This is a genomic window from Nitrospiraceae bacterium (assembly GCA_035623075.1).
Lineage (GTDB): Bacteria > Nitrospirota > Nitrospiria > Nitrospirales > Nitrospiraceae > DASPUC01.
In genome coordinates this window covers 36609-54698 of record DASPUC010000005.1, presented here as the reverse complement: position 1 = coordinate 54698, position 18090 = coordinate 36609, and the positions used below count along the sequence as shown (strand labels likewise).

Sequence of the window (18090 nt, the reverse complement as noted above, 5' to 3'; positions counted from 1 at the left end):
GTCCTGTGCCGTTAGCCGAAAGCCGCTCACTTGAAAGGGGAGTGTGCCAGGGGAGGAGTATACACCTCGAGGATTCTTTCAGCTAGAGGAATTCCCCCTTTTCAACGATCGCGAGCAAAGCCTGACCGTTAAAAACCGACGAAATACGGGGGGCTGCAATCCCTGACTGCTGCAGCAAGTGAGACAGAGTTATACGGTCAAACGTATGTAAGAGGCCGTGGCGAATTGCTTCTCGGAGCCGGCCTAGGTAATGCAGGACGATCTGACCTTCGGTCCCAAATTCGTCCTGGTGCACGCTCCGAAGATGGTGGCGGTAAAAGGTGCTCAAGTCTGTCTCAGGGTGGAACGCTGTGAGCACAAGCCGTCCTTGCGGATGAAGAACTCGATAAAGTTCCCGTAAGAAAGCGAGAGGAGAAGGAACAAATGGAAGTGCGAGATTGCAGACGATGCGTTGGAGCGTACCGTCTTGGAATGGAAGGGCGGAGGTCCACTCGGTCTGAATGGTTGCAGTGGTCAGCGGGGGGTACGCTCGTAGCCCACCATCCCAAGTGCGGTCCAGTTCATGAAAAAGCGCTTGAAAGGTCCGACGAGCGAGCAGGAGGGAGCCACGAGTACGTCCTAGTTCTACTAGTTTCGGCGGCGGTTCCTGAGTCCTTTCACGATACCGGGCTCGATAGGTTTGGTTAACCAACATGACTCGGACCAAGTCGGTGTTGCTGCCGTCGATGTCCACGATAACCGTAGATGGGTCAAGTGGTCCCAGAGATCGATACAGATCATCCATCAGTTTCCAATGTTCATGAAGGTTGGCCAGATGAGGAAGCTGTTGCAGATAAGCTAGCCATAGCGCTTCTCGAGTCACACCTGACACACCATGGCGCAGGCATGTTCGTTCCATCTCGATCCGGCGTTGACGGTTGAGCGACCGCTCAGCTTGTTCCTGAAGCTCGACCGGGTTTTCTGGAAGTGTCATGGCGGAAGCGATCTGGTCCAGGATCTGCCGAAATGCTGCAACAGCTGGGGATCCGAACGACAGGCACGATTCAGTTAGCACCGCGGGCACGCTGGTTACACGGTTTCGTGTTCCAAGCGCGGTTATGAACGTATGTGGAAGGTCGGATGGGGGAAGGGGACTCAGAGGACTGATGGGCGTCGTGACTACTGCAAGAGGGACTCGAGCCAGACGAAGATCGTCCAAAGTCGACGCAAGATCAGTGAAATTGCCTGCGATAGCATCACCAACAAAGTGATCAAGGTTGACGTTCAGACTTATGAGATTCGTGATGCCGCGACGGAACCCAAAGCGGTAATCAGTCAGGAGATCATGCGCGTGAGTGGTCTGGAACATCACTTGAAGGTCGACGGTCGGATTAACCAACACAATGAGTGCGATGGATGAGGACTGTCCCGCGGCTTTGAGTGCAACCCGGGCTGCGATGTCACTGGCGATAATTGCAATGGGTACCCCGGCCCACGTGTGATGGACGAACTCAATCACCTTGGTGAGGTCTGCTTGCATGCTTCGGAGCGACGTATGCTGCAGTTCGCCTTCGCTCAGACCCAGATGATTGGTGTGGTCATACCGTAGGACACGGATGCGATGATGGGCGAGAAAGTGTCCCAGGGCTGCATAGTCTGCAGCGGTCTGGCCATAGCCTGGCGCGATGATGACTACAGGAAGGTTCGACGTGAGCGGATGGCGGAGATGATCGTCTGTAATCGCAATGGTTTGCCCGCGCTGGTTCCGGCATTCTCTGGGGATGCTGATGACCGGTGTACGACGGAGAAGGGTATCGCCTGTTCCTTCGTCGGACGTCAACCGGCGGTACAGCACACGATTGATTTCCCGTTCGGCATACGGAGTCAGAGCGTGAAAGCAGAGGCCAAGGCGAAAGGCTGGTTCGAGCATCGTGGCAGGGACGGTCCGGTGGACAGGTGATATTCCGGTCGTCCAAACGATGCGGGCTGGAATCACTGCATCCGGCGCCGTTGGTCCGTCTGCAGGCGGGATGGTGGAAATGTGCGCCTCGACAAAATGCAAAGTGACTGAGCCAGACAGCGGACCTGGCGGAGCGTGGATTTCGAGACAAACACCGGTTCGACTCATATCGGTGACAAGAGCCGACAGTCGTCTGCTGGATCCAAATTGATCGGTAACATCGAGATGCGCTGGGAGGGAGAATTTCAGACGGACGGCCTCCCGTCGATCGGTTTCACCACCAGCACTCGGTACAATGGTGGTCTCAAGCGGCTGTGAGCGGGGGGTGGCCGAAAGCTGAGCTTCCAGGATAAACGCGAGCGAACGTTCACGTGCGGCCTCGACCAGAGAAGCGAGGACAGAGGCTTCTTGTGGCGGAGGAGCAGAAAATACCAGAACAAGATGGGACGAGGGTACATGGTGCTCTCGGGGGGCGGATGCTGCGGTTCGCCAGTAAGCGTTTCCACCAAGTTCAAGAATGCCGACCTCAGTTTTCAGAGCGACGATGACAGTTTGTATGTCCAACGACGGCATATCTGGCGGAAGGATGAGGCACGCCCCGCCCGTGCTCAGGTTCATCACAGTACCAACCCATGTGGCCGAGCCGAGGGTCACATGAGCGGGGAGGGTCGTCGAAATGCGAACACTGCGTCGACGCTCTAGCGCCGTAGGCTGAACAGCAGGACGCTCTCCCGTTGGGAGGCCCTGAGTGATGATCGGCGCGGCAGCAGGTGGTACTGAGGCTGGTGGTTTGGGTGAAGAAGGTTCCTGTCTTACCCGAGGAGAAACAGGAAGACGAACGACAATACGAAGCGGACCGTGAACCGGTGCAGCAAAATCCAAGGTGCCGCTCAAATCTCGGACGAGTTGATAAGCAGTGAGAAGATCAACGGATTCAATCTGCTCAAGTGTAACGGTGGCTTCTTGTCCGCGATCAGACTCACGGATTTCTACTTCTACCTCGGTCGGTGGCGAGAGGGGGAAGAGCGCCGGAGTTTCCGAGATCAACGATGGAACGCCGACACCATGTGTGATGACGGTCAGTCTAGGAATCCGGCCGACCGTGCGTAGATAGGCCTGGGCATACCGGATCAGGAGGCGAAAGAGCGCCAAAGATGTGTCCCGGTCATTCTCGTAAGGCGGAAGTGGCCGGGAGAATTGAGTCACAATCGCAGCCACCCCGTTCTCTGCAAGACTAATCGTGCCGATTACTTCGTCGAGGAGTTCATTCACGGTGCCTGCGCCAGGGAGGAGGACAGACTCGCGCAGGGTCTCAGTGACTTGTTGAGCGAGTGCCATTGCAGTTGTCGCATGACCGGTCAGGGAGTCGATGCGCTCCTCAAACCGCAAACCACGAAGCGCGTCTAGAAGATGGCGAGAATCATCAAGGACGGCGGTGAGCGGCGCTTGGAGATTGCGTGAGAATTCTGTGATGTGGTGAACGAGTGTGTGTAGTTGGTCAGAGTGCCGCACGCGCTGTTGAAACTGTTGGATCGTGTTTTCGTATTCTTTCCGCGAGGAAAGATCACGAATCAACCCGATCGTTCCCAAAAACCGGCGACGGGTGTCATAAAGCCCTTTGGCCGTGACCTCTGCGAACAGGCGATTAGTCGTCTCTTTCTGGCCCGGCTTGGGCCGGAGCAGCAGTTCGGTCCGTTTGGTTGCGCGTATGCCTGCTCGGCGTTCGTTAAATCGATGGTGAGCAAGCGCGTGCTGGTCCGATGGAAGGAGGATTGTATAGGACTGGCCGATCAGTTCCTCAACGGGATATCCCAATAGGGGCGTGATGCCGGGACCGATCGAGAGAAAGCGGCCTTCCGGGTCCAGTTCGTATAGGATGTCGGTGAGTAGTTCGAGCAGACGCAGACGACGTTCCTGTGTCCGCTCGAGCGTGACACGCATCTCGCGTCGATCAATCGCCTCTCGTATATAGAACATCAACTCGGCAAGGAAACCGGGGGATTTTCGGTACAAGTAAAAGTCGGCTCCCGCCTGGAGAGCCTGAAGGGCTGAGGCCGAATCGGCGTGATCACTTTCGACAAGGATGGTGGCGTACGGAGCGTGCTGTTTCAATGCGTCGATCACAGACGACCGACCGCCGGGTGGTACCCATTCGTCGTCGATCAGGATCACGTCCCAATCCTGCATGGGCGCCCATACCATAGCTTCCTCAGGGGCATAGACGATTTCTATTCGACAGCTCGGAAAGAATCCGCGAAGGCTGATGGTGATGAGTTTGATTTCTTCCGCTCTGGGGCTGGCGACCAAAACCGTGGGGGACTGACTCTGCGGCATTACGACATCCCTGGTGCCTCTGGGACATCAGAGCAAGATAATCCCAGAGCGATGAAAACACGGTCGCTTCGATCGGATGCAGGAACAGAGCAACTGCCTCTATTCCTTGTCCGAACAGTTCAGAATCGGCTGCGAGTATGAGCATGTGAATAACATAGGGGGAAGCGGGAAACCCAGTCTACGAGCGGAAAAACAGGCTCCTACTTTGGTAGGGTGAAAGCGGGTTCGCGGACAAAAATGAACGCGCTGACCCACTGAGACGGAGCGGGAGGAAGCTATAGGACGATGCTCTTGCAGGCAATGTCAACGGCGAGCGATATAGGTATCATGTCATCTTACTTGGCGAGTGCGGTATCGGTACCGGAACAGATTCCCGGAGTCATATAGAGAAGATAATTTCCCATTCCATGCTGCAGTTCTTCTTTTTGCAATGGATGATGGTGGACCATCACCATTTCATAGTCGTCTGCTGTGGTGACTGAAAACCCTCTGGCGTCCTTATACACTTGATGAGGTTGAAATTCGAGAAAGGCTCCATCACTCGCGACGTCTGGTACAGTCCGGAGAAGTGTCTGCTTCCTCGTCTTGTTTTCCAACGCGATCAGCAACAACTCATCGTGTCCATGCGGATAAGCAAATTTGACACAGCCATCCATTAAGAACTTCAGAGGAGCACTATGCACCTGGACCCCGTTCTTAATTTCAATGCCTTCATCGGTTTGATCGGGGCCGCGCTGAGCAAATTTGCTGTAGCACACGACGTTCACTCCGACCTGATAGACGTCCATTTCCTTAATCGGCTTTCCCTCCGGTGCCATGTACATGGTGAAGCTGGCCATGACATCCTTGGTGCGCGGGGCTTTGTGATAAAACGCCACGACGGACATTAAGTTTTGGCCCTTCGCCAGCTTGACGCCATACCCATCGGGAAAGCGCGCTTCGGTCATCTCAAGTCCGGCCCCGCTGAAGAAGAGTGGCTCTCCGGGGCATGAGACACTGGGTTTATCGTTATTCAACATGAGAATGTGGTGCAGGTAGTTTCTCGGCAGCGTTGTGCCGTCTTTGGTAAACACGGCTGATTTGTAGCCCACCATATACATGTCCTTAGGAAGCTGGAATACATGCTTCGGCATGGACGCAGCGAGGTCCCCGTCGTGCGCGGACGGGAGATCGACTGGTCCGAACGTGAGGGTCACGATATTCTCAGCGATGGTGACCTTCGTCGTGGTCTGGCCGTTCAATGTGGGAACCGCGTGATGCTGATGGCCGCCGTCAGCGAAGACGGGGGTCACGACGGACAGAAGAAAGCCTACTATAATTACATAGAAAAGCTGTGCCATTGGACCTCCCACATGTGAGACAGCATTGCACGGATATTCGATGAGCAGCACGGTTGCATTCGATGTGCCAGCGTAGAAGCTACAGCCGTCAGCGAAACGATGATTCGGTCGCTGTCCCCGGTTTCACGATCCTCTTCCACACATAGGTCCCTCCCCATTGGCGAGGAGGGATGTTGTTCTTGTCACCGACACGTGAATACCACCAAACTCCTTTCGCGCTGAGACCGTCCTCAGACAAGAGGATTTCGAATCCGCCTTCTCGATCGTTTCCGCTTTGATGCCACGTTCCTTGCCACAGGCCATCGTCAAATTTGGTGGTGACGAATCGCCCGCCTTGCTGAGTATAGGGACCGTTGCCGGACCTATCCAACGTGGCTTTGTAAGTTTTGTTGTCCTCGACTTCGAGAATATCCCACTCACTGCTTAGATCCGGAGTTGTCTCTTGATGAGTTAATGAGGTCCGCGCGGGAACAGCGGTCGTCCGTGCAGAACCCGCGAGAGGAACTGCGGCTCCCGAGTTTTGAAACGATTCGTGCCAGGATAAGAGCACCCATCGCCCGTCGCGGCGTTCCAACACGCCGGTTTCCCTGAGTGGCAACGTGGCACGCTGTTGTTCGGCGCCTCGGGTGACGGTGCGGATATAGTTCACCTCCATCGTGAACCAGGCGATGTCCCCTTTGGTCCAAACCTTGAGTTCGGTGATCGGAATGTCCAGCTTGGTAGCGGAGTCGAACTCTTCCTGCATGTCCCGTTCGAGGTCCGGCCATCCTATGTATTTCCGTCCGCCAACCGAATAACTGATGATATCGGCGTCATGCGCCATGAGGCGAGAAAGGGCCGGCATGTCCTTTTCTGCGTTCGCACGGACCAGAGCTCGAATTGTGTCCTCGGGAGTCTGGATGTCTGCTGCCTGTACCGTCATGGCGACGGCCCCACTGCCTGTGCAGAGGAGCGCACCCAGGATGAGACGACTCGCGACAAACATGGCACCGCTTTCCTTTAGCCCAAATCCTGAAGGGTGTGGAGAATGGCTGGTTGGAAGCTCAGGCTACATGGCCTATGAGTGGTTGTCAATGACTATGTGGGAGAGAGAACCGACGTGACCGGAGCACAAACGATGACAGTCACATTATCTTCCCCTCCCCGTTCCACTGCCCGTGTGATGAGCTCATATGACGCACGATCAGAGTCGCCGTAGCAGTCCGCTAGAACCACGGCGATGGCGGGATCATCGAGCATCTTATTCAGACCATCCGTGCATAACAACAGGATATCGTCGGGACGCAATGGACAGGACGTCAGCTCAGGTTTCACGCCGATTCCCATCCCGAGGGCTTTAGTCAGAACATGACGCTCCGGGTACGTGCGTGCGGATTCGACGTCAAGGAGCCCACGTTTCACAAGCTGCTCGACGAGCGTGTGGTCGCGCGTCAATTGGGTCAACGATCGATCACGATACAGATAAGCCCGGCTATCGCCGAGATGTGCCACGTGAGCAATAGGCGTAGGAGAGGGCGGAATCGCAAGCGCAGCGATGGTCGTGCCCATGCCCTTAAGGTGAGGCTCATGCCGGACTTTGTCGTGAATGGCTTGATTCGCGCGCGTGATAATGTCGGCCAGCATCGTCGAAGCCTGATCAGGTTGGTCGCGCAGTAGGGCGACGCGCTCTTTCGTTTCGGAGATTGCGACGGCCACGGCAATTTGAGCCGCAATGTCTCCTCCTGCGTGACCGCCCATCCCGTCAGCAACGAACCAGACTCCCTGATCGTTGAGCACGCCATAGGTGTCCTGGTTCGAAGAACGGACGCAGCCGATGTGTGTGCGTCCGATACCAATCCATCGAGTCGAGTGTGTCACGCAGGGGCCTCAGACGAGAAGTTGCGATAGCCCGATATGGCAGCAACAGACAACGGACCGAAGCGAGCGGCCAGTCGTTTGTAGAGGTGTTCAGCGAGAAGTGCGAGGTTGCGAGTGTCAGCGATGTTATAGCGGAGCAGGAGGTCCAGCGCCGCCTGATCGCCTCCTTTCCACTGATGCCAGAGACGAACCGCGTCCCATCCATCGAGTCCGATGACGTCTTGGTCACGGTCAATGCCCAGCTCTTGCTCGATGAGCTTAAGACCGCCGCGGAATCCGAGTCGGCGCGCAGCAAAGCAGAGATCGAAATGAGGCTTTCGGAAGTCCAATCGAGGAAACTTCGCTTGAAGATACGGGATGTCGAACCCGCTTCCAAAAAATGTCACGAGCAGATCAGTCTGCTCGAGTTCATCGTGCAAGCGATCTTCCGTTAATGTTTCGCCATGTACGAGACTGGTCATGCGGTCGTTGCGATAGAGCCCGACCACCGTGACGTGTCCATCACGAGCCGACATGCCGGTTGTTTCAATGTCCAGATAGAGAACGCGACGGCGAAAGGCGTCAAACAAGCGCCAGTGTTCACGCGGCTTGAGGCATGTCGCGAAATACTGCGCATGACCGGCATCCAGGTGGGATTGAGCAGCAACCAATTGCGCATCGTACCACGTTTTTCGGACAGACGAGATGCCGGAGAGTGCCGACGAACCCAGAAATGTCGCCCAGTTGAGGACGCCTGTGTCCCATAAGCGTCGCTCAGTGTGAGGACCAACTCTGTGAAGAAGAACAAAGGTTGAGGTGAGCATCGCGAAGCCGGATTGTAGCCTTGATTTCAGGGGGTAAACAAGTTAGATTCCGAACGAGACTCGAGCCGAAATTCTTCTGGTTGCAGGAGGACGACACCATTCCTTGAATGCGAGGGAAGGTGATGAAACGGGATGTTGGGCAACGCCAGGCGCATACGTGTGACTGTCGGCTCAGTGCAGCTCGTCGTGGAACTGAAGCCCAATAAAACCGCCGATGAAATCTATGCTGCCTTGCCCGTCGAAGCACCACTGAACACATGGGGCGAGGAATTGTATTTCAAACTCCCCGGCGTGAAAGATTATCGCGAGACGGCCACCTCACAGGTGAAGGTCGGTGATGTCGCCTTTTGGGGGGTAGGGCAAGTGGTGGCGATTTTCTTCGGTCGAACTCCGATGAGCATGGGCCCAGACCCGGTCCCCGCTGATCGTGTGAACATCGTCGGTAAGGTTATCGGCGATGCCACAGTTTTGCGACAGGTCATGACCATGCAGACGATCAAAGTGGAGAAGATCTAAAGCTGGGACGGAGTTCGGAGAGACAGGGGACAGATCGTGCGGCTCTCGAAAGAACGTGTTCATCACATGGCGGAAACATTGGCGACTCGTTTGCAGCAGGAAGGCCATGTGGAACTGACCGGTGATCGAAAGGCCTTTGTTCAGGTGCTCGATCAAACCATGACGGAGGAACTTTCCGTCGAGGACCGGCTCAACGCAGAAGTCCGGCAACTCATGAAGGTCTACGAACAAGATATCGAGCGGGGACAGGTCGATTATCAAAAAATGTTTACGATGATCAAAAACAAGTTGGTACGAGATCGTGGCATTATACTGTAACCTTCCGATTTCCCGCCGTGCACAGATTCGATATGTTGAGTGACGACAAGATCAGCCATCTCTCGCATGTCATTCTTAGGGCAGTCAAAAATAGTCCGTTGATTCACATGAAGAGTGAAGAAGGCAAGGTTCTCCGCGAAATCAAACGGGTGCTCGCTGCCGAATTAACACAGGAAGGTGAAATCGACCGGAAAGTGAGGTACAAGTTATCGTCTTATTCACGGACGATCGTGGAAGGTAGCCCGGAATGGGATGTGCTCTACCGGAAAACGTTTGAGGAAGAACTGCGGAAGCACGCGAAGGCATGAGTTGTGGAGATGTACGGAGGAGCTATGAAATACCTGTCTATTCTTGGAGCATTGCTCTTGACGATGGGACTCGTTGCCTGCGCGAAACCAAAAGCCAAGCCGTTGGTTCCGTTGACGTTGGATCCAGGAAACACACCTCAAGCCATCGCATTGACTGAACAGGGGACGCAGGCCTATCAGGCACGACAGTTCGAGGAAGCCAAGACGTATTTTTCGCAAGCGATGGCGCTCGCGCCTCAATCCGGGCAGGCTCATTATAACTATGCCCTTGCACTCAACGCTCTGGGTGATACGGAAACCGCGCGGCAGCAATTCATGGAAGCCGCGAATCTCGCGCCGGGAGATAAAACCATTTGGGATTCTCCCGCCTTGTCCCCGTATGGCAATGTGCAGGCGCCGAAAACGCAGAAGGAACGGCCCTACGCAACTGGAAGGCCGACCATGGGGCCTCGGTGAGGATTGCAAACGGAAGGACTGGGTAATGGCACGCGAACTTGTAATCGGAGACACAGCCCCTGATGTCTCCTTGCCCGATCAATCGGGAAAGACGGTCAGCCTGAAGGATTTCAAGGGCAAGCAGGTCGTCCTCTATTTCTATCCGAAGGATGACACTCCGGGCTGTACCAAAGAAGCCTGTAGTTTTCGTGACGGGGAGGCGACGTTGAAGAAAGCCGGAGCGGTGGTGCTCGGTGTGAGCATGGACGGGAAAGTCTCCCACCAGAAGTTCATCGCCAAGTTCAAGTTGCCGTTCACATTGTTGAGCGATGAAGAAGCCGCAGCCTCTAAAGCCTACGGCGTCTATAAGCTCAAGAATATGTATGGGCGAACCTATTGGGGCCTCGAACGCAGCACGTTTGTGATCGATGCATCGGGGCAGTTGAAGGCGATCTTCCGTAAGGTCAAAGTGGACGGCCACACGAAAGAAGTATTGGATGCGCTCAAAGCCTAGTTACGACAGGCCGTTTGCCAATCCAGTCAGTTGATTTCAATATTATATGAGTGCATGGGTGCGAGGAGCACGACCGACCATCCGAGCCTGGTGGGTGGTCGTGCTATTGTTGCTTGCTCCAGAGGGTGTTGTTGTCTGGTCAGCCGATAAGGTGGCCGGCACGTTGCTCGTCAAAGATGCGTTGACCGGCCTCAACCAACCGGTTGCCATCGAAGCCAAGCTCGCTCGAAAAGGCTTGTTGGGTGATGCAGGGTTGGGAGGAGAACCGCTCGAACTCTTGCAGAACGGGGAGATTGTCGCGAGAGCGATGACAGGAGGTGACGGACGTGCCGTGTTCCAGTTCACCCCCAAAACACGCGGCATGGCAACGATCACCGTGCGTGTTGCCGACAGTCCGAGAATCGGACCTGCGGAAGCAACGGCGAACGTTTCAGTCTGGGAACGTCGGAGGCCGATCCTCGCCGTGGAACTCGCGGCATTAATGGAAGAAGAGCCTGCGTCCTCCCCTGTACCGACCCTTCCGTTCGGGAAGAGAGCGGAAAGGGATCCGATACCGGATGCTGCCGACGAGCTGAGGAAGCTGACACAGTTCTATTATAATGTCATCTACATGGTGACAACGGAGGGCGATCACTCGGGTGGGTTCTCCACAAATGAGTTGGTTCGAGCATGGTTGAAAACGCACAAGTTTCCCCCTGGTCATATTCTTGCTCTGCCAGGCGATTCTGATGCAGTGGGCACCCGATTAGACGAACTCCACACCGCCGGCTGGAAAACGCTCAAAGTCGGTATCGGTCGATCGAAAGCCTTTGCGGAAGCGTTTCTTCAACGTCGCCTCGAGGCGGTGATTGTGCCAGAACCGTCCAAAGGCGAAGTGCCGCGCAAGGCGAAGGTGGCGAAAGATTGGAAGGAAGTACGCAAGAAATTATAGCGAGCGGCGGATTGCCCTTCGTGCTCGCGCAACGCGACACGCAAAGTGGATCGCATTTTTACATTAAGGGTAGTGCTCGTTGGACGCGCGCAGTGAAGGGCAATCCGGTCATCCGATTACCCGGGCCATTTGCGCACGACATGGTGGGGGAAAATGGGATATCCAGATATCCAATGGTGTGAACTTCATTGCGCATCCGTTCCATTGATGCTGATTTGCAAGGTAATTAGGGGGCTGCAGCAGGACTCATCTATTTGTGCCGTCTAATTTCTGAACGCATACAGAAAGACCACAACAAGTGCTAGGATAAAGGCGAGGGGAAAAATGATGCGAGCCGAAGGATCTAACGAACTTGTTTTGTTCAAGACCTTATGAACGGGTTTTCCTCTCATTCTTGCAAGGAGAAATAGTGTCATCAGTCACGTAGAGACTCCTCCAAGAATGATGGACAACCTAAGGACAAAGGCAGTGGCTTCTATAGATTCATTCATGAGGTAGGCCCTTTCCACATCGTTCCGCTTTCCTTTATTATAGAGCGTCATTCCCCTTGTCATCCCAAGGCATTCGGCTAATGAAGGCGAAGACGAGTTTTTCCTGCCAAACCTGCGGGTATCAATCGCCTCGGTGGCTCGGCCGCTGTCCTGATTGTGGCGGCTGGAATACGATGAAGGAGGAACGGCAGGCGGCGACTGGCAAGGGTCGTCCTGCATCCGTCAAGATCGCCCCTGCCATAGCCACGCCCATCGCCGACATTGAAATTGTCGGAGAGCCGAGGCGGCTCACCCAGATCGGCGAGTTCGACCGCGTACTCGGCGGTGGAGTGATCCCCGGCGCAGTCATTTTGATCGGCGGCGATCCCGGCATCGGAAAGACGACACTCCTCTTACAGGCCCTTCCTCGATTGGCGGGCAAGCGCGAGCAAGTTCTCTATGTCTCCGGTGAAGAGTCGCCGCGACAGATCAAGATGCGCGGGCAGCGACTCGGAATCGAGCATCCGAGTCTTCTGATTCTCGCTGAAACGTCGCTCGAACAGATCCTCAAAGCGGTGCAGGAGATTCAACCGGCGGCGCTCGTCGTCGACTCGATTCAAACCGTCTACACCGAACAGATGACGTCTGCCCCCGGCAGCATCAGCCAAGTGCAGGAAGTCGCGGGCCAGCTTATGTGGTTGGCCAAGCGTGCCGGTGTGCCGGTATTCATCATTGGCCATGTCACGAAGGAAGGAGCGATTGCCGGGCCTCGATTGCTCGAACATATCGTCGACACGGTCTTATACTTTGAAGGGGACAGGGGTCATAGCTACCGAATCCTTCGAGCCGTCAAGAACCGCTTCGGGTCGACCAACGAGATTGGCGTGTTCGAGATGAAGGATTCCGGGTTGGAGGAGGTGAGCAATCCCTCCGAGTTGTTCTTGGCTGAACGGTCACATCGCAGCACTGGGTCGGTCGTGGTGTCGAGCCTGGAGGGAACGCGGCCGATATTGGTGGAATTGCAGGCCCTGGTGTCGTCGACCAGCTATGCGATGCCGAAGCGTATGGCCAACGGGGTGGAGCTCAATCGTGTTTCGTTGCTTCTCGCGGTCATGGAAAAGCGGCTCGGACTGCATCTGTCGGGACAGGATGTCTACGTGAATGTCGTGGGCGGGATGCGGATCGATGAGCCGGCGATCGATCTCGGAATTGTCGCTGCCGTCACATCGAGTTTGCGGGAAGTCCCCATCGAGCCGAGTTTGCTGGTGCTGGGCGAAGTCGGACTGGGCGGAGAAGTCCGTGCCATCAGTCAAGCGGAGCTTAGGATCAAGGAGGCGGCGAAGATGGGATTCAAACGGTGTCTCTTGCCCGAGCGGAATCTGGCGAAACTGGATGCCATGGATGGAATCGAGCTGATCGGGATCCATGAAGTGGGTGAAGCACTGGAGGTCGCGCTTGTCTAAACAGTGGCTGACCGCCGTGGTCTTGCTTGCGGTCTCGACCACGTTTCTCTTCTCCGGCTGTGCCGAAGTCCGTCCTCCTGAGGGTGTTCAGCTCAAACAGGCGACGGTTGAGGAGTTGACTGCGTTGCTGCGACAGCGGGAAGCAGCGATCCAGACGATGAAGGGGCTCTTCAGCGCGAAAGTCCGCGGCGGGATTATTCCGATTGCCTCTCGTGTGGAAGGAACGGTGTATTACCAGCGGCCGGATGCGATGCGGCTGCGAGGCTTCACCCCGATCGGCGGCGAACTCTTTGAATTTGTCCAGGCTGATGATCAATATAAGCTGCGATTACCGACGATGGGGCGTGTTCTAACGGGCAGTCGGTCCGACATGAGCGAGATGGGCAAGCTGGCGCGGCCGTTTCAATTGAGTGTGTGGGCGATGGGCGGCGTGGTCGGGACTGGTGCGATTGCTCAAGGTGAGACCGTCACTCTCACAGAAGACGGAGATCGGTACCGACTCGATGTGTTGGTGCCGATCCATAACGGCTCACAGGAAGAACGGGCGGTGCAACGGCGGCTCTGGTTCGATCGACGCACGTTGCTGGTGGTACAGGAGGATCGACTCACTGCCTCAGGCGAGGTGGAGGCGACCATTCAGTATGATGACTTCCGTCCCATCGGTGGTGCGACAGGCACGCCCGCGGCTGATGATACGCGGTTGCTCAGACCCTTCAAGATTTCGTTGGAGGACGGAAAAGGGCGGGGGAGTGTCCAACTGACTTTTCACGAGATTGTCCCGAACCAGCCGCTGAAGGCCGGCGACTTGGGTCAGGTATAGCACAATGAAAATTCTTGCCGTTGACACGGCAACCCCGTGGCAAAGCGTCGCGATTCTGGATGATCAGCGGGTTGTGGCACGACGCGATCAGGATGCCGGCAGGTCCCACTCCAAGCTCTTGCTTCCTGCGATTGACGAACTGTTCGCCGAGTCCGGCCTGTCACTGAAGCAGCTTGAGGGCCTTGTTGTATCGATCGGCCCCGGGTCGTTCACAGGGTTACGGGTGGGATTGGCGACTATGCTGGGATTTCGTACGATCACCGGACTTCCCTTGGCGGTTGTACCAACATTGGAAGGACTGGCGTGGAATCTCCGCGGCGCCTCGACACCACTGTGTCCTGTCCTCAGCAGTCGTCGAGACGAAGTGTATTGGGCCGTGTTTCGATGGGTGACCGATAACCTGATCGAGCGGGTAATTCCGGAACAAGTGGGTCCGCCATCCACACTCGGGGGAATGCTGGCAGGGCCCACCGTGATGATGGGGCAAGGGTGGGAGGTTCAGGAGGCGGCTATCAGGAATAGCCTTGCAAGGTCGGTAAAACTAACGGCGGCACCGGCTCATGCGATGAAACCGTCAGCGGTGAGTGTCGGGTTGGCCGGGATGGCCCGCTTGCGAAGCGGGGATGTGGCGGGATTGGGGATAAGTCCTTTATATATCCAGCAATCCGAGGCTGAGCTGAAGTACGAGCAATCGGGAGGTGTATCCCCCGTTGCGCGCCGTCAGGAACGGGTGGCCAAGAAACTGGGGGCCAGAATGGCCAGAATACGTGTCGGCGAGTCTGAGCGGCGGATCAGGACCAGAGGGAACAAAACGTGAAAGGATCCTTTACGATTGAACCCGCGACCCTCGAAGCCTTATCTGATATCCTACATATCGAAGAGGCTTGCTTCTCAGCCCCCTGGACGCGCAAAATGCTGGAGGCGGAGTTAACCGGCAATCGGTTCGCCCATTTTCTCCTGGCGAAACAGAGCGACATGCCGGGCACCGATTCGACGGCGGTCGTCGGGTACCTGTGTTATTGGATCGTCTTCGAGGAAGTTCGCTTGATGAATCTGGCGGTGCTGAGTTCAGTGCGCCGGCAAGGCTTGGCGAGGACCTTGGTGATCCACGCCTTGCAAACGGGAGTCAATCAAGGTGCGGTCCGTGCCGTGCTTGAAGTTCGAGCTTCCAATATCGCGGCACAGACGCTCTACCAACGCCTCGGGTTTCACCGGATTGCCACTCGTCCTTCATATTACACTAATCCCAGCGAAGATGCGGTTTTGATGGAACTGGAACCCATTGTGGTGCAGCCCCAGTGGCTGCAAACATCCGGGAGTCAGGCAGACAGTCGTGTCAGGCATGCATAACTAACCTACACCAGGAGGTGCGATATGCTGACGGACGATGCGATTGCGGAACGGCTACGCCAGTCCAGCCACGAATTTCGTGCACTGGAAGAGTCCCACCATCGGCTGGACCACGAACTCAACGAGCTGCAAAGGCACCATGTCCTCACGCCCGCTGAAGAGCTGCAGAAGAAGCAGTTGCAGAAAGAAAAGCTGCTGAAAAAAGATAAAATGGCGGAGCTCATTCGAAGCTACCGCGATCACGATTTACACGCGACAGCCCACTAAGCCCTAGTATCATGGAGACGGGCATGGCGGGCTGCCGAGACATATTATATGGCACAGATCGTCAACCCTTTGGCCGCACATATCCAAACCGTCAAGCGGCGGCTGATTATCATCGGGGCCACGATTCTCGTCGCGTTGATGGGGGCCTTCGCGTTTTCCGCCGACATGATCGCCTGGTTGAATCGGCCGTTTCCCAACCAGCTGGTCTTTTACGGGCCGACGGAAGCGCTGTTCGCCTCGATCAAAGTTTCGTTTCTGGCAGCGGTTGTATGCAGTTTGCCCGTCGTTTTCTACCAGTTCTGGAAATTCATTGCTCCAGCGCTGCTTCCTCGTGAGCAGCGCTGGAGCATCCCGCTCTTCGCATTGGCAGGAGGGCTGTTCGCCCTCGGCCTCATCTTTTGCAATCTCGTTATCCTTCCACTAGTAATCGATTTCTTCGTCAGTTTCGGGATGGATCGCGACATCACACCGCAACTTTCGGTGGGAACGTACATCGATTTCAACGTAAAGTTCCTGCTGATTTTCGGTTGCGCTTTCGAGTTGCCGCTGGCGCTCACGTTACTCGCACGGCTCGGCGTAGTGTCCGCCCAGAGTCTCGCCAAGTATCGTCGGCACGCCATCCTTGGTGCGCTGATTCTCTCCGCCATCGTGACCCCAGATGCCACGCTCTTTACGATGCTGCTGATGGCCGTGCCACTGATGCTGCTGTATGAAGTGGGCATTCTCGGAGCCAGGTTGTTCGGCCGATATTCCGGTCAGGCTGTGAGCCTCCCCCTCGATCCAGATCTGCCGATGGGCACGGCTGGGCACCGCGTGCGGTAACCATAGCCATGCGGTTGAACAACCATATAATGGCACGTGTCGCTCTTGCACTCATGGTCTTCTGTTGCCCGAGTGTTCTGGCTGAGGTGAATACACCGTCTGTGCCGGTGGCTCAGACCGATGCGACCGGTTCACCGTTGGACCAACAGGCGGCCAGCATTCAAGCGCTGACGGCATCCGGCAAGAATCACGTTTATGCCGGCTCGTTCGGACACGGTATCTTTCGCAGCGAGGACCGTGGTGCGACCTGGACGAAATCCGGTCAGGGTGTCACCGATCCTTTCATTCTCTGCATGACGACGACACAAGACGGGACCGTCTATGCGGGAACATTTCGTGGCGGCGTCTTTCGTTCTCGTGACCAGGGCAAAACGTGGCAGGCTGTCAACGAGGGGCTCAAGCGGCATGAAATCAAAGCTCTCCTCGCAAGTGGGGATAACCTTTATGCCGGGACAGCGAACGGAGCCTACCGCCTGGATCATGGCGGCGACCATTGGTCGGTGGTGACCAGCGGTCTAGACGACATCCTCGTGCACACGTTGGCAAAATCATCGGATGGTACACTCTTTGCGGGAACGTCCGGGAAGGGTGTCTTGCGTTTCAAGGCTCATTCTGCTGGATGGACCAGGATGGAGCACGGGTTGAAAGATCATGAAGGGATGGTCGAAAACTTCATTCGAGTGCTGATCATTGATCCTGAAGGAGGGATCTACGCCGGAACCTTCGATGGCGGAGTTTTTCGCAGCATAGATGGCGGCGTGACCTGGCGGTCGATCAGCCGCGCACTACCGAACGACTCGATTCGGGGGATCGTGTTCAACAGCCGCGGACTCTTCGTGGCGACCGGCCAGGGAATCTTCAAAACGACCGATACAGGACGTCAGTGGATTCCGCTGAACAAAGGACTAACCAGCATGGCGACGCAGGTGCTGATTGAGTCCGGAAGCGGCGCTCTCTACGTCGGGACCAATGCGGGTGCTTTTCGCAGCGACGACGACGGGCAGACATGGAGCCCTATTAACCAAGGTTTGGAAGGAGGGATGGCTCCGCCGCCCTTCTTGTTCCGGTAACCAAAGAAAGGATACGGAGTATGGCAGAAGTCAGTGACAAACTGCGTGCGACGATTACGGTGACGAGCAAGGGACAGTCTCTCGGCGACATCGTGCTCCGGTTCTATCCTGACGTCGCGCCGGGTCATGTGAAGAACTTCGTGGACCTGGCCAAGAAAGGATTTTATAACGGGACCACGTTTCATCGCGTGATTCCGGGGTTCATGATTCAGGGCGGCGATCCTAACAGCAAAAATCCCGATCGAAGCATGCACGGTATGGGTGGACCGGGTTACAAGGTCAAAGCCGAATTCAACAGCAAGCCGCACAAACGCGGTATTTTATCCATGGCTCGTTCGAACGACCCAGATAGCGCGGGCTCGCAGTTTTTTATCTGTGTCGCCGACGCGAATTCCCTCGACTGGAAGTACACCGTGTTCGGTGAAGTGGTCAATGGGATGGACGTCGCCGACAAGGTCGTGAATCTGAGGCGCGATGGCCGCGACAACCCGTTGGAACGAGTTGAGATGACAGTCACGATTAGTGAGGGGTGA

General features: G+C 55.9%; 18 protein-coding genes and 1 pseudogene. 14 read left to right on the top strand and 5 right to left on the bottom strand.

The window, feature by feature from the left end; translation table 11 throughout:
• Nucleotides 1-82: 82 nt before the first annotated feature.
• The 5 genes from VEI50_01460 to VEI50_01440 form a co-directional block, all read right to left on the bottom strand.
• Nucleotides 83-4273: a PilZ domain-containing protein gene (locus tag VEI50_01460; protein HXX73779.1), complete on the bottom strand. Its 4191-nt coding sequence runs from the start codon at nucleotides 4271-4273 to the stop codon at nucleotides 83-85.
• A gap of 335 nt (nucleotides 4274-4608) precedes the next feature.
• Nucleotides 4609-5613 (bottom strand): hypothetical protein, encoded by a 1005-nt coding sequence (locus VEI50_01455; protein HXX73778.1) that lies wholly within the window; start codon nucleotides 5611-5613, stop codon nucleotides 4609-4611.
• A gap of 88 nt (nucleotides 5614-5701) precedes the next feature.
• On the bottom strand, nucleotides 5702-6598 hold the full coding sequence (locus tag VEI50_01450; protein ID HXX73777.1) for a nuclear transport factor 2 family protein: 897 nt from the start codon (nucleotides 6596-6598) through the stop codon (nucleotides 5702-5704).
• A 92-nt stretch (nucleotides 6599-6690) separates the two neighbouring features.
• Nucleotides 6691-7470, bottom strand: coding sequence for a protein phosphatase 2C domain-containing protein (locus VEI50_01445; protein HXX73776.1), 780 nt, complete (start codon nucleotides 7468-7470; stop codon nucleotides 6691-6693).
• The gene (locus VEI50_01440) at nucleotides 7467-8273 is read right to left on the bottom strand and encodes a ribonuclease H-like domain-containing protein (GenBank protein HXX73775.1); all 807 of its coding nucleotides are present in this window, start codon (nucleotides 8271-8273) and stop codon (nucleotides 7467-7469) included. The genes VEI50_01445 and VEI50_01440 overlap by 4 nt, the downstream gene beginning before the upstream one ends.
• Nucleotides 8274-8432: 159 nt before the next feature.
• On the opposite strand from VEI50_01440, the gene VEI50_01435 reads away from it, so the two are divergent.
• The 14 genes and pseudogenes from VEI50_01435 to VEI50_01370 all read left to right on the top strand — a co-directional run bounded on the left by VEI50_01435 (nucleotide 8433) and on the right by VEI50_01370 (nucleotide 18090).
• Nucleotides 8433-8789, top strand: a complete 357-nt coding sequence (locus tag VEI50_01435; GenBank protein ID HXX73774.1) for a cyclophilin-like fold protein — start codon at nucleotides 8433-8435, stop codon at nucleotides 8787-8789.
• Nucleotides 8790-8825: 36 nt separating this feature from the next.
• Nucleotides 8826-9107 carry a DUF507 family protein gene (locus VEI50_01430; GenBank protein ID HXX73773.1) on the top strand — a complete coding sequence of 94 codons (282 nt, stop codon included), beginning with the start codon at nucleotides 8826-8828 and terminating at the stop codon, nucleotides 9105-9107.
• A gap of 11 nt (nucleotides 9108-9118) precedes the next feature.
• Nucleotides 9119-9415 (top strand): annotated as a pseudogene (locus VEI50_01425) (DUF507 family protein).
• A gap of 24 nt (nucleotides 9416-9439) precedes the next feature.
• Nucleotides 9440-9871, top strand: coding sequence for a tetratricopeptide repeat protein (locus VEI50_01420; protein ID HXX73772.1), 432 nt, complete (start codon nucleotides 9440-9442; stop codon nucleotides 9869-9871).
• A gap of 25 nt (nucleotides 9872-9896) precedes the next feature.
• Nucleotides 9897-10364: a thioredoxin-dependent thiol peroxidase gene (bcp, locus tag VEI50_01415; GenBank protein HXX73771.1), complete on the top strand. Its 468-nt coding sequence runs from the start codon at nucleotides 9897-9899 to the stop codon at nucleotides 10362-10364.
• Between the two features lie 46 nt (nucleotides 10365-10410).
• A complete protein-coding gene (locus VEI50_01410) occupies nucleotides 10411-11295 on the top strand; it encodes a hypothetical protein (GenBank protein HXX73770.1) in 885 nt (294 codons plus the stop codon).
• 571 nt (nucleotides 11296-11866) lie between these two features.
• A complete protein-coding gene (radA, locus tag VEI50_01405; GenBank protein ID HXX73769.1) occupies nucleotides 11867-13228 on the top strand; it encodes a DNA repair protein RadA in 1362 nt (453 codons plus the stop codon).
• Nucleotides 13221-14048 (top strand): hypothetical protein, encoded by an 828-nt coding sequence (locus tag VEI50_01400; protein ID HXX73768.1) that lies wholly within the window; start codon nucleotides 13221-13223, stop codon nucleotides 14046-14048. Before radA ends, VEI50_01400 begins: the two co-directional genes overlap by 8 nt.
• A gap of 4 nt (nucleotides 14049-14052) precedes the next feature.
• Nucleotides 14053-14865 carry a tRNA (adenosine(37)-N6)-threonylcarbamoyltransferase complex dimerization subunit type 1 TsaB gene (tsaB, locus tag VEI50_01395; GenBank protein HXX73767.1) on the top strand — a complete coding sequence of 271 codons (813 nt, stop codon included), beginning with the start codon at nucleotides 14053-14055 and terminating at the stop codon, nucleotides 14863-14865.
• Nucleotides 14862-15398, top strand: a complete 537-nt coding sequence (rimI, locus tag VEI50_01390) for a ribosomal protein S18-alanine N-acetyltransferase (GenBank protein HXX73766.1) — start codon at nucleotides 14862-14864, stop codon at nucleotides 15396-15398. The genes tsaB and rimI overlap by 4 nt, the downstream gene beginning before the upstream one ends.
• Before the next feature lie 24 nt (nucleotides 15399-15422).
• The gene (locus VEI50_01385) at nucleotides 15423-15665 is read left to right on the top strand and encodes a YdcH family protein (GenBank protein HXX73765.1); all 243 of its coding nucleotides are present in this window, start codon (nucleotides 15423-15425) and stop codon (nucleotides 15663-15665) included.
• Between the two features lie 48 nt (nucleotides 15666-15713).
• On the top strand, nucleotides 15714-16487 hold the full coding sequence (gene tatC, locus VEI50_01380; GenBank protein ID HXX73764.1) for a twin-arginine translocase subunit TatC: 774 nt from the start codon (nucleotides 15714-15716) through the stop codon (nucleotides 16485-16487).
• A 29-nt stretch (nucleotides 16488-16516) separates the two neighbouring features.
• A complete protein-coding gene (locus VEI50_01375; protein HXX73763.1) occupies nucleotides 16517-17557 on the top strand; it encodes a hypothetical protein in 1041 nt (346 codons plus the stop codon).
• Between the two features lie 20 nt (nucleotides 17558-17577).
• Nucleotides 17578-18090 (top strand): peptidylprolyl isomerase, encoded by a 513-nt coding sequence (locus VEI50_01370; protein ID HXX73762.1) that lies wholly within the window; start codon nucleotides 17578-17580, stop codon nucleotides 18088-18090.